The organism is Mycobacterium colombiense (genome assembly GCF_001953985.1).
Taxonomy (GTDB): Bacteria; Actinomycetota; Actinomycetes; order Mycobacteriales; family Mycobacteriaceae; genus Mycobacterium; species Mycobacterium colombiense_B.
Map to the genome: position 1 here is coordinate 212,960 of NZ_MBEI01000056.1, position 12,748 is coordinate 225,707.

The 12,748-nt window shown below is 65.2% G+C and carries 10 protein-coding genes; all 10 read left to right on the forward strand.

Going from position 1 to position 12,748, the window contains the following annotated elements; translation table 11 throughout:
- Positions 1-45 precede the first annotated feature (45 nt).
- The 10 genes from A5732_RS16710 (at position 46) to A5732_RS16755 (ending at position 12,710) form a co-directional block, all read left to right on the forward strand.
- The gene (locus A5732_RS16710; protein ID WP_142254599.1) at positions 46-1,491 is read left to right on the forward strand and encodes an aldehyde dehydrogenase family protein; all 1,446 of its coding nucleotides are present in this window, start codon (positions 46-48) and stop codon (positions 1,489-1,491) included.
- Entirely contained in the window at positions 1,488-2,693 is a 1,206-nt protein-coding gene (locus A5732_RS16715; protein ID WP_065055872.1) for a CaiB/BaiF CoA transferase family protein, read from the forward strand. Before A5732_RS16710 ends, A5732_RS16715 begins: the two co-directional genes overlap by 4 nt.
- Before the next feature lie 383 nt (positions 2,694-3,076).
- On the forward strand, positions 3,077-3,895 hold the full coding sequence (locus tag A5732_RS16720) for an MlaE family ABC transporter permease (protein WP_064951177.1): 819 nt from the start codon (positions 3,077-3,079) through the stop codon (positions 3,893-3,895).
- A gap of 7 nt (positions 3,896-3,902) precedes the next feature.
- On the forward strand, positions 3,903-4,748 hold the full coding sequence (locus A5732_RS16725) for an ABC transporter permease (RefSeq protein WP_064951176.1): 846 nt from the start codon (positions 3,903-3,905) through the stop codon (positions 4,746-4,748).
- A 19-nt stretch (positions 4,749-4,767) separates the two neighbouring features.
- The gene (locus A5732_RS16730) at positions 4,768-6,030 is read left to right on the forward strand and encodes an MCE family protein (RefSeq protein ID WP_076054705.1); all 1,263 of its coding nucleotides are present in this window, start codon (positions 4,768-4,770) and stop codon (positions 6,028-6,030) included.
- A complete protein-coding gene (locus A5732_RS16735; protein ID WP_076054703.1) occupies positions 6,027-7,049 on the forward strand; it encodes an MCE family protein in 1,023 nt (340 codons plus the stop codon). The genes A5732_RS16730 and A5732_RS16735 overlap by 4 nt, the downstream gene beginning before the upstream one ends.
- On the forward strand, positions 7,049-8,167 hold the full coding sequence (locus A5732_RS16740; RefSeq protein WP_076102802.1) for an MCE family protein: 1,119 nt from the start codon (positions 7,049-7,051) through the stop codon (positions 8,165-8,167). Before A5732_RS16735 ends, A5732_RS16740 begins: the two co-directional genes overlap by 1 nt.
- Positions 8,164-9,582: an MCE family protein gene (locus A5732_RS16745; protein ID WP_076102803.1), complete on the forward strand. Its 1,419-nt coding sequence runs from the start codon at positions 8,164-8,166 to the stop codon at positions 9,580-9,582. The genes A5732_RS16740 and A5732_RS16745 overlap by 4 nt, the downstream gene beginning before the upstream one ends.
- Positions 9,579-10,928, forward strand: a complete 1,350-nt coding sequence (locus A5732_RS16750) for an MCE family protein (protein ID WP_076102804.1) — start codon at positions 9,579-9,581, stop codon at positions 10,926-10,928. The genes A5732_RS16745 and A5732_RS16750 overlap by 4 nt, the downstream gene beginning before the upstream one ends.
- A complete protein-coding gene (locus tag A5732_RS16755) occupies positions 10,929-12,710 on the forward strand; it encodes an MCE family protein (RefSeq protein WP_076102805.1) in 1,782 nt (593 codons plus the stop codon).
- Positions 12,711-12,748 lie beyond the last annotated feature (38 nt).

Genomic DNA, 12,748 nt, shown 5'->3' on the forward strand with positions numbered 1-12,748 from the left:
ACCACCGCGGATGCCGCGCCCGAGTCCCACGTCGACCGTCGTCTGTTGATCGACGGCCGGCTGGTCAGCACCGACAGGACATTCCCCTCGATCAATCCCGCAACGGGTGCCGTCATCGGGCATGCGCCGGACGCCGGCGGCTCCGAGGCGCAAATGGCCATCGCGGCGGCCCGGCGCGCGTTCGACACAACCAGCTGGCCCACCGATGTCGAGCTGCGGATCCGCTGCCTCGATCAGTTGCACCGGGCGCTCGTCGAGCACGCCGACGAGTTGCGTGACCTCACCATCGCCGAGGTCGGCGCCACCCGCGCGCTGACCCAGGGTGCTCAGCTCGACGAGCCGATCGGCATCGTGCGCTTCTACGCGGACCTGCTGCGCACCTACGAGTTCTCCGAAGACCTCGGCGAACGGGAGGTGCGCGGCATGCGCCACCACCGCTGGGTGGAGAAGGAAGCCGCCGGCGTGGTCGGCGCCATCATCGCCTACAACTATCCAAACCAGCTCGCACTGGCCAAGCTCGCACCGGCGCTGGCCGCCGGATGCACCGTCGTGCTCAAGGGCGCGCCGGACACACCCCTTGTCACCCTCGCGCTCGGCGAGCTCATCGCCAACCACACCGACATTCCCGCCGGGGTGGTGAACGTGCTCAGTTCGTCGGATCCTGCGTCGGGAGTCGCGCTGACCACCAGCCCGGACATCGACGTCATCACCTTCACCGGGTCGACCGCAGTCGGGCGCAAGATCATGGCCGCCGCGAGCGACACCGTCAAGCGCGTCTTCCTGGAGCTGGGCGGCAAGTCGGCGGCCATCATGCTGGACGACGCCGACTTCGCCAACGCCGCCCTGTTCGCGGCGTTCAGCATGGTCACTCACGCCGGCCAGGGTTGTGCGCTCACGTCCCGGCTGTTGGTGCCCAAGTCGCACCACGACGAAATCGTCGAACTGATCGCGCAGAATTTCGCCAAGGTGCGACACGGCGACCCGGCCGACCCGACTACTTATATGGGCCCGCTGATCAACGAGCAACAGCGGGAGAAGGTCGACGGCATGGTGCAGCGCGCCGTGGCCGCCGGGGCAACCTTGGTCACCGGCGGCAAGCGATTGGATCCTGGCTACTTCTATGCGCCGACGCTGCTGACCAACGTCGACCCTGACAGCGAGATCGCGCAGGACGAGGTCTTCGGGCCGGTGCTCGCGGTGATCGCGTTCGACGACGACGACGACGCCGTGCGCATCGCCAACAACTCGATCTACGGCTTGGCCGGCGCGGTGTTCAGCCGCGATCAGGACCGCGCGCTCGCGGTGGCGCGCCGCATCCGGACCGGATCCTTTTCCATCAACGGCGGCAACTACTTCGGCGCCGACACCCCCTTCGGGGGTTTCAAGCAGTCCGGCGTGGGTCGCGAGATGGGGGCCGCCGGGCTCGAGGAATTCCTGGAGAGCAAGACCTTTGCCGTGCCAGCCGTCTCAGTGAAAGGAGCCGGCGCATGAGGCCGCTCGAAGGAATCCGCGTCCTCGAAGTCGCCATGTACGGGTTCGTTCCGTCGGCGGGCGCGGTGCTCGCCGAGTGGGGCGCCGACGTGGTCAAGGTCGAGCACGCGGTGACCGGTGATCCCCAGCGCGGGCTCCGGCAGACAGGGATGCTGCGTGTGGAGGGCGATCCCAACCCCAACATCGAGCACGCCAACCGCGGCAAGCGCAGCATCGGGCTGGACATGTCGGTGCCCGAGGGCAAGGAAGTGCTCTACGAGCTGGCCCGTCGCGCCGATGTCTTCCTGACCAGCTTCCTGCCCGACCATCGGCGGAAGTTCGGCATCGACGTCGACGACATCCGGGCGATCAACCCCAAGATCGTCTACGCGCGCGGGAGCGCGCTCGGCCCGCGTGGCGAAGAGTCCACCAAGGGCGGCTACGACATGACCGCCTTCTGGTGCCGGGCCGGAACCGCCGCCACCATCACCCCCGCCGGCATGCCGGGCATGATCGCGCCGCCGGGACCGGCGTACGGCGACACCATCTCGGGGACCAACCTCGCCGGTGGCATCGCAGCGGCGCTGCTCAAGCGTGAGCGCACCGGTGAACCGTCCGTCGTCGACGTGTCGCTGCTGGGCAGCGGCCTGTGGTCGCTGGGCCACACGGTCGCACTGACAAGGCATCTGAACCAGCGGCTGGAATCGCCACCGCCCGGCGTGCACGGCGCCCCCAACAATCCGTTGGTGGGGCTGTACACGACATCCGACGGCCGCTACATCTCGTTTGTGATGATGCAGCCGACCAAGTTCTGGGCCGACGTGTGCCGCCATGTCGACCTGCCGGAACTGGCCGACGACCCGCGCTTCGACACGGTGGAGAACATCGCCGCCAACACGGCCGACGCGGTGGAACTGCTGACCAAGGCCATCGCCACCCGGACGCTGGCGGAGTGGAGCGAGCGCTTCGCCACGCTCTCCGGGCCGTGGGCACCCGTGCAGGACACCCTGCAGGCGGCCGACGACGCGCAGATCCGCTCGAACGAGTACATGGTCAAGGCGGGTGAACTCGAGCTGGTTTCCAACCCGGTACAGTTCGACGTCGCAGCGCCACAGACCGGGCCGGCCCCCGGATTCGCAGAGCAGACCGACGAGATCTTGATGGAGCTCGGCCTCGACTGGGACCGGATCATCGAACTCAAGACGGCCGGCGCCGTCACCTAGGACTGGAGCAGCCCTGACATGCTTGAGCCGACCGTCGCTTCCGTTGGGACGCAGATACCTTGCCTCACTACACCAGCCGCGAGATGTGCGATAACGGTTATGCATTTTTCGCTCCGCCTGGGCGCGGCATGAGTCATAATCGCCGGACGCTTCAAGACGTGGAGCCCCTCGTTTTGCGGCGCCATTTCACGCGACGGAACGGAGGTCTGTGGTGAGCCGACTCGCAACTGTCGCATCGCAGACGGACGCCGGAACATGGCTGCCCGCTGAGCATTTCGCCCTCGTCAGCGCGCCTTTACAGCTGTCAATTCTGTCGAATGTACCGCACTCGTTGCGCCACAACAAGACTGTCGGTCTCGTAGCTTGGGAAGGGGCTGCCGCCGATGGCAACCAAGGGAGCTGACCACTGGTCGGCGGGATTGCCCGCGCTCAAGCTCAAGTTCGACTTCACGGGGCCGATGCATGCCGTCGGCGCCCTGTTCGCAATGTCGGCCGACGCGGTCAGGTTCGTGTTCCGCCGTCCTTTCCAGTGGCGGGAGTTCTTGGAGCAGTCGTGGTTTGTCGCGCGGGTGTCGCTGGCTCCCACGCTGTTGGTGGCGATTCCGTTTACCGTCCTCGTCAGCTTCACGCTCAACATCCTTTTGCGTGAATTGGGCGCGGCGGATCTATCCGGTGCCGGCGCCGCGTTCGGTGCGGTCACCCAGCTCGGACCTCTGGTCACGGTTTTGATCGTGGCGGGAGCGGGCGCTACGGCAATGTGTGCGGACCTGGGCGCGCGAACGATTCGCGAAGAGATCGACGCGATGGAAGTGCTGGGCATCAACCCGGTGCAACGGTTGGTCACCCCGCGGATGCTGGCATCCGGATTGGTCGCCTTTCTGCTCAACAGTCTCGTCGTCATCATCGGCGTCCTTGGCGGTTACGTCTTCTCGGTGTTTGTGCAGGACGTCAATCCCGGTGCCTTCGCCGCGGGCATCACCTTGCTCACCGGCGTGCCCGAGGTGATCATTTCCTGCGTCAAGGCAGCACTTTTCGGTCTCATCGCGGGCTTGGTCGCCTGCTATCGGGGCCTGTCGATCACCGGCGGGGGCGCGAAGGCCGTCGGCAACGCGGTGAACGAAACCGTGGTGTATGCCTTCATGTCCCTGTTCGTCGTCAACGTGGTGGTTACCGCGATCGGCATCAAGATGACGGCGAAGTAGGGCAACTATGGCGCTGAGGGCCGCGTATCCGCGATTAACTCGCCAACTCGAGAGGCCGGTCGCCCTGATGGGGCGGATCGGCGATCACACCCTGTTTTACGGCAAGGCGCTCGCCGGGGTGCCCTTTGCGGCTACCCACTACACGCGCGAAGTCGTTCGACTGATCGCCGAGATCAGCATGGGCGCGGGTACTTTGGCGATGATCGGCGGAACCGTCGTGATCGTCGGGTTCCTGACGCTCGCGGCGGGCGGCACCCTGGCCATTCAGGGTTACACCTCGCTGGGCAACATCGGCATCGAGGCGCTGACGGGCTTTCTGTCCGCGTTCATCAATGTGCGCATCGCGGCACCGGTGGTTGCCGGGATCGGTCTGGCCGCAACCTTCGGCGCCGGGGTGACCGCCCAGTTGGGCGCCATGCGGATCAACGAAGAAGTCGATGCCTTGGAGAGCATGGCCATTCGGCCGGTTGCCTACTTGGTGAGCACCAGGATTCTGGCCGGAATGATGGCTATCACGCCGTTGTACGCCATCGCCGTCATCCTGTCGTTCGTGGCCAGTCAGTTCACCACGACGTTCCTGCTCGGCCAGTCGCAGGGTTTGTACCAGCACTACTTCAACACGTTCCTGAACCCGATCGACTTGTTGTGGTCGTTTCTCCAGGCCATCCTGATGGCGCTTACCATCCTGTTGATCCACACCTACTACGGCTATTTCGCTTCGGGCGGGCCGGCCGGTGTCGGCAACGCGACCGGCAACGCGGTGCGCACCTCGCTCATCGTCGTGGTGTCCGTGACGCTGTTGGTCTCGCTTTCTATTTACGGTACGAACGGCAACTTCAACCTGTCCGGTTAGCAGAGGAGGTGAAACAGCAATGACGCAGAACGTTCCAGCGGGTCGCGGTGCGGTCGCAGGCCGACCGGCGCGCAGCGGCCATGGGCGGCCGCCGGCGGGACGGAATTACCTGCCGCCCTTGCTCGGACTGGCCACCGTCCTCATCATCGGTCTGATCTTCGCCGTGGCGGTGGGTCTGTTTCAGGGCTCCTTCACCGAAACCGTGCCGGTCACGGTGATTTCGCAGCGCGCCGGCCTGGTCATGAACCCGGACGCCAAGGTCAAGCTGCGCGGCGTGCAGGTGGGAAAGGTGTCCTCGATCGAGCCGTTGCCCAACGGCCAGGCGGCCATTCATTTGGCGATGGATCCGTCGCAGTTGCACTTCATCCCCGGCAACGTGCTCGTCAACATCGCGTCGTCGACGGTCTTCGGAGCGAAGTCCGTCGAGCTGGTGCCACCCGACCAGCCCTCGGCACAGCGGCTCCACGCCGGCCAGACGCTGCAGGGACAGCACGTCATGGTCGAAATCAACACGGTATTCCAGCAATTGGTGTCGGTGCTGTCGCACATCGACCCGCCCAAGCTCAACGAGTCGCTGGGTGCGCTGGCACAGGCGTTCAGCGGGCGGGGCCCACAGCTTGGTCAGTCCCTGAGCGACCTGGATTCGTTCCTGGCCAGGCTGGAGCCGAGCCTCCCCGCATTCAGGCATGACCTCGCGGTTTTACCGGCGGTGTCCAACGCCTACGCCGACGCAGCACCCGACTTGGTGAAGACCGCCGCCAACGCGACCCGGATCAGCAAGACACTTGTCGATGAGCAGCACAACCTGGATGCGTTGCTGATCAGCGCGATCGGCTTGGCCGACATAGGCAACGAGGTCTTGTCGACGAACCGGCAACCGCTGACGGATGTATTGCATCTGTTGGTGCCGACGACCGATCTGACCAATGAGTACGCCCCGGCGCTCAACTGCGCTTTCGCCGGGCTCGTACAGATATCGCACGGGGCGCCGTTGTCGGAACCGAGCATCAACATCTCGGCGAGCCTCACGTGGGGCGCCGAGCGTTATCGGTACCCGACGAACCTGCCCAAGGTCGCGGCGACGGGCGGCCCGCAGTGCGTGGGTCTGCCCAAGCTGCCGTTCAATACGGCCCCGCCGCAGCTGATTGCCGATACCGGCGCGAATCCCGTGAACTACGGAAACCCACAGCTGCTGATCAACTCCGATCTCCTCAAACAGCTGTTGTACGGGCCGATCGCCGGCCCGCCACGCAACTCCGCGCAGATCGGACAACCCGGATGAGAACGCGCGCAACGCTGATCAAGTTCGGCATCTTCGCAGTCGTGATGGCGATGCTTACCGCCTTCCTGTTCTTCATCTTCGGCCAGTACCGGACGGGTGCGACGACCAAGTATTCGGCGGTGTTCACCGACGTGTCCCGTCTCAAGAAGGGCCAGTCGGTGCGGGTCGCCGGCATCCGGGTGGGCACGGTCAATGGTGTTTCGCTGCAGCCGGACAAGAAGGTTGTGGTGAACTTCGACGCCGACCGCAACGTCGTCCTCACCGAGGGCAGCAGGGCGGCGGTCCGCTACCTCAACCTGGTGGGCGATCGCTACCTCGAACTCGTCGACGGTCCCGGCTCACCCAAGCGGCTGCCGGCCGGCGGTCAGATTCCGGTTAGCCGCACCGCGCCGGCGCTTGACCTCGATCTGCTGCTGGGCGGGCTGAAACCCGTTACCCAGGGCCTGAATGCGCGCGATGTCAACGAGCTGACCTCTGGGCTGTTGCAGGTCTTCCAGGGTCAGGGCGGGACGCTCGAGTCGCTGTTCTCCAGGACGACCTCGTTTTCAAATGCCTTGGCCGACAATGACCAAACCGTGCAGCAACTGATCGACAACCTCAACATCGTGATCGGCACGGTTGCCAAGGACGGCAAACAGTTCTCCGGCGCGATCGATCGCCTCGAGCAGCTTGTCAGCGGCCTGTCGGGTGACCGCGACACAATCGGATCCGCCATTGACGCCCTGGACAAGGGAACCGCCTCGCTGGCTGATCTGCTGGCCGAGGCCCGGCCGCCGCTGTCCGGCACCATAGCTCAGTTGAATCGGCTTGCGCCGATACTCGATGGCGATAAGGATCGCCTCGACGCCGCCCTGCAAAGGGCACCGAGGAACTACCGCAAGCTGGTCCGACTCGGCGTGAACGGCGCCACCATCCCGTACTACCTCTGCCAGTTCGGGCTCCGCGGCACGGATCTTTCCGGCAAGACCGTGCGCGCCAATATTTTCAGGTCAGATGCAGGAAGGTGCACGGAACCCTAATGCTCAAGTATCGCGGAGCTGGGCTCGTCAAGGCCGGAGTCATCGGCGTCGTCCTGGCGGTGATGGTCATCCTGGTTGGCCTGTCGCCCGACCGATTCATCTCGTGGGCGACGATGGTCCGCTACCAGGCGTTGTTTACCGAAGCCGGCGGTCTTGCCACGGGCAACCCCGTTGTTGTGTCAGGGATGAAGGTCGGCACCGTGTCGGATGTGAAGCTGAGCCACGGCGATGCGCTGGTGACGTTCGCGATGAAGGGCAACATCCTGCTCGGCTCGGAGACTTCCGCGCACATCCGTACCGGCACGTTGCTGGGCGAGCGGATGCTGACGGTGGAGTCCGCCGGCAGCGGCACGATGCATCCGATGGCCCTGATACCCGTCTCGCGCACGTCTTCGCCGTACTCGCTGACGGAAGCTGTCAGTGACCTGACGTCGGACACGGCCGGCACCAACACCACGGCGCTGAATCAGTCGCTGGACACGCTGGCGGCGACGCTCGACCAGATCGCACCCCAAATGGGGCCGGCCTTCGACGCGCTCACCCGGCTGTCGCGAACCCTCAACAGTCGCAACAAGAACCTGGGCGAGTTGTTCAAGAGTGCCGGCGATGTCACCGGGATACTTTCCGAACGCAGCATGCAGGTCAACAAGCTCATCCTCAACTCCGATTCTCTGCTCCAAGTGCTGGTCGAACGCCGGCAAGAGATCGTGGACCTGCTGGCCAACACCTCGGTGGTGGCCAAGCAGCTGACGGGCTTGGTGCACGACAACGAAAGCACTTTGGCGCCAACGCTGGAGAGGCTGAACAGGGTCCTTGGGGTCTTGGAGAAGAACCGCGACAACATCGGCAAAGCGCTACCGGGTCTCGCCAAATTCGAGATCACGGTCGGTGAGGCCATCTCCGGTATGTACGCCTACCAGGCGTTCGCCCCGAACTTTCTTGTCCCGCAACTCTTCCAGGAGTTGTTCGACTACCTCTGGGGATTCCGTACCTTCGATACTTCCAAGGGTCCCGGCTTCCCGTCGCCCGTACCTCGGGCGCTGACCCCCTGGCCGTACAACCTTATTCCACAGTGCCCTGGCTGCACGTTGGGCGGACGGATCGGAGGATCACAATGACCTCCCGGATTCCGCGCAAGCGGCTGGTCACCTTGACGGCGGTCGTCCTGGTCGGGCTGATCGTTGCCGGCGCCGCCATGGTCGTCCGTAACACGTTCTTCGGGCCACGGACGATTACCGCCTATTTCACCACCGCCACCGCGATCTATCCCCATGACGAGGTGCGGGTATCGGGTGTAAAAGTCGGAAGCATCAAATCCATTCAGCCGCAGGGCACACGGGCCAAGATGGTCTTCAAGGTCGACCGCGGCGTGCCCATTCCGGCGGATGCGAAGGCGGTTATCGTCGCGCCGAATCTGGTGGCCGCCCGCTACGTCCAGCTCTCACCGGCCTATCGCGACAGTGGGCCGGTCATGCGCGACGGGGCGGTCATTCCGGTTGAGCGCACCGCGGTGCCGGTCGAGTGGGACGAGGTCAAGACCCAGTTGATGCGGCTGGCAACGGATTTGGGACCCAAGAGCGGGGTATCGGGCACGTCGGTGGGCCGGTTCATCGACAGCGCCGCCAACGCCCTCGACGGCAACGGCGACAAGCTGCGGCAAACACTCGGTCAATTGTCAGGCGTGGGCCGGATCCTTGCCAACGGCAGCGGCAACATCGTCGACATCATCAAAAACCTGCAGACCTTCGTCGGCGCGCTGCGCGATAGCAACGTGCAGATCGAGCAGTTCAACGGGCGCCTGGCCACGCTCACCAGCGTCGTCAACGACAGCAAATCCGACCTGGACGCGGCGCTGACCGATCTGTCGACTGCGGTCGGCGAGGTGCAGCGATTCATCGCCGAGACTCGCAACCAGACCAGCGAGCAGATCGCCCGGTTGGCCGATGTCACGCAGAACCTGGTCGATCACCACATGGCCCTGGAAAACATTCTGCACGGAGCGCCGAACGCGTTCGGCAACTTCTTCAACGACTACAACGCCGACACCGGAACCATCGTCGGAGGGTTCGGGCTGATGAATATGTCGAATCCCACGTGGGGCGGTCAGGTTCTGCTATCCGTACCGGGCTGCACGCAAATCGGTGCCGTCGAGAACATCACCGCGGTCGAAACGGGCAAGCTGTGCTCCCTGTTCCTCGGACCCGGACTGCGACAGACCAGCTGGAATAACTCGCCCATTCCCATCAACCCGTTCATATCCAAGTCGATTGACCCGTCGAAGGTTCTCTACACGGAACCGCGCCTCGCGCCCGGCGGCGAGGGCCCGAAACCCGGACCACCCGAGATTCCGCCCGAGGTGTCGGCCTACACCGGCCTGCCGGGTGATCCGGTCGGACCGCCGGGGGCGGTGCCGCCGGAGCGGATACCGGGCGCGGCGATGCCGCTGCCGCCGCCACCGTCGACACCGGTGCCACCACCACCGGCGCCGAGCGTGTCGGGCATGCTGCTGCCAGACGAAGGGCCACAACAATGAGAGCCCGGGTTGCGGCTAAGCGGGTATTCGCCACCGGCTGTTGCGTGGTGGTGACCGCGACGGGATGCGCGTTCCACGGCCTCAATTCACTACCGCTGCCCGGTGCGGTTGGACGCGGGCCGGGGGCCAACATCTACCACGTCGAACTCCCGAATGTCGGTACGATGGAGTCGAATTCGCCGGTGTTGGTCAACGACGTCGTCGTCGGCAGTGTCGGTGCGATGAGGGTGCAAGGCTGGCACGCCGACGTCGAGATCTCGGTCAAGCGCGATGTGGTGGTCCCGGCCAACGTGGTAGCCACCGTCGGTCAGACCAGCCTGCTGGGCTCGATGCATGTGGAGCTCAATACTCCGCTGGGCCAGCAAGGAAGCGGACGGCTGCAGCCGGGCGCCACCATCCCGCTCAGCCGGTCATCGGCCTACCCGTCGACGGAGCAGACGCTGTCGTCGTTGGGCGCGGTGGTCAACGGCGGTGGACTGGGACAGATCGGGGAGGTCATTCACAATTTCTCGGCCGCCCTGTCCGGGCGCGAGGGTGCGGTGCGTGATCTGATTACCCGCCTGGACACGTTCGTGGGGACACTGGATGACCAGCGGGACAACCTCGTCGCCTCGATCCAGGCGCTGAATCGGCTTGCCGCCACATTCGCCGACCAACGTGACGTTGTCACCGACGCGCTGCGCAAGATACCGCCGGCGCTCGAGGTGTTGATCAAGGAGCGGCCGCGCCTGACGGCCGCCCTGGACCATCTTCGCGTGTTCAGCAACACCGCCACCCGGCTGATCAACGACTCCCAGGCCGACCTGGTCACGAACCTCAAAAATCTGGAGCCGACCATCAAGGCGCTCGCCGACGTCGGACCGGACTTCGGCGCGGCCATCGCGGCCTCGTTCGTGTTCCCGTTCACCCAGAACTTCGTCGACCGAGCGGTCCGAGGCGACTTCTTCAACCTGCACTTCGATTTCGACCTGACGATTCCACGGCTCAAGAAGGGCCTGTTCCTCGGAACCCACTGGGGGCAGCTGGATATGCCCGTGCCGCCGGTGCCCGGCGACCCGTATCGCCTCAATTACACTCTCGATCCTTTGCATAACCCGCTGAGGCCGCCGTGGGTCGATCCCAACGCGTTGCCGCTGCCCCCGCCACCGCCGGGTGCGGCGCCCGGACCGTCGTCGGCTTACGGCCCGCGACCGGGTCCGCCGCCAGAGGCGGCCCCGCTGCCCGGTCCTCCGCCGAACGCGGCCCCGCTGCCCGGTCCTGCGCCAGGTGCGGCCCCGGTGCCTGACGCGGGTCTTGGTCAAACGCCGGTGCCCGCAGAGGCGCCGCCGACGGGAGCGGGTGGATAGATGCTGACGCGCTTCGTTCGGATCCAACTGGCCGTCTTCGCGATTGCCGGAATCATCGGCGTGATCGCGATGGTCCTCTTCTACATCCAAGCGCCGACCCTGCTGGGCATCGGCCGGATGACGGTGACGCTGGAGCTGCCGGCCACCGGCGGCCTGTACCGGTTTTCCAACGTGACCTACCGTGGGGTTCAGCTCGGCAAGGTCACCTCGGTGGGTTTGACGCCGACCGGCGCGAGAGCGACGCTGTCACTTAGTACTTCACCCAAGGTCCCGGCGGACCTGACCGCGCAGGTGCTCAGTGTCTCCGCGGTGGGTGAACAGTACGTGGACCTGCGGCCCAAAACCGATTCGCCGCCCTACCTGCACGACGGTTCGGTTATCGCCGTGCGCGACACGACGATTCCGCAGCCGGTCGCCCCAATGCTCGAGCAGGTCAACGCCTTGGTCCAAAGCATCCCGAAGACCAAACTAGGCCAATTGCTCGACGAGTCCTTCCAGGGTTTCAACGGCGCCGGTTACGACTTGGGGTCACTGATCGATTCATCGAAGACGTTGTCCCGCGACGCCAACGGCGTCGTCGATCGCACCAGAGCCCTCACCGAGGACACCGGACCGCTGCTGGATACCCAGGCGCGCACCACCGATTCGATCAGAACGTGGGCACACAGCTTCGCCGGCATCTCGGATACGTTGGTGAACAACGACTCTCACTTCCGCACCATCCTGGAGAAAGGTCCTGACGCCGCGAACGAGGCATCCCGGCTTCTCGAACAAATCAAACCGACGCTGCCGGTGTTGCTTGCCAACCTGACCACCATCGGGCAGATCGGCGTCACCTACCATCCTTCGATCGAGCAGCTGCTGGTGTTGCTGCCGTCGGGGGTTGCCATCGAGCAGGCCGCTCAGGGTGAAAACCATCCCGACGGTAGGGCTTACGGCGACTTCGCGGCCACGGTCGACGACCCGCCCATTTGTACGGTCGGCTTCATGCCACCCAACACATGGCGATCCCCGGACGACCTCACCGACATCGACACGCCGGACGGGTTGTATTGCAAACTCCCGCAGGATTCACCGATCGCGGTTCGCGGTGCCCGTAACTATCCCTGCATGGGGCACCCGGGTAAGCGCGCGCCGACCGTCGAAATCTGCAACAGCGACAAGCCGTACATGCCGCTGGCGATGCGCCAGCACACCACCGGTCCCTATCCGCTGGATCCGAACCTGCTGGCCCAGGGTGTCCCGCCCGACGACCGGATCACCACCAATGACAGGATCTTCGGCCCGGTTGAGGGAACGCCGCTGCCGCCGGGGGCGGTGCCGCGCGGCGCCCCTGCGGGACCGCGTGGAGAAAATCCACCACCGGGCACGGTGGGAGCCGCCGTTCCGCCGGTGCCGTCGTCGGGACCCCCCGCGCTGGCGCCGATGTCGAGAATGTCGGCGGACCTGCCGCCCATAGCGCCACTCGACGTCCCGGCGGCTGGAGAACTGCCCCCGCCGCCCACCGCGCCGCCAGCGCTGCCTATAGCCCCGCTCGTTCCCCCCGATCCCGCCCCGTCCGTTGCTCCCGATTCCGCACCGGCCGACACGGCCGGCGGCGGACCCCAGGCTGCGCCAAGCTCGTTCGGAGCCAACGCATCTAAGCCCGCGCCCTCGGTCGTGGTGGCGAAGTACGATCCGCGCACCGGTCGTTATGTCGGTCCGGACGGGAAGTTATATCAGCAGTCGGATCTCGTCGCTCCGAAAGCGCCCAAGACATGGAAGGACATGCTTCCCACCTGAATTCGCCCCGAGCCGTAGGGGGGCGAGGAGGCTACGGC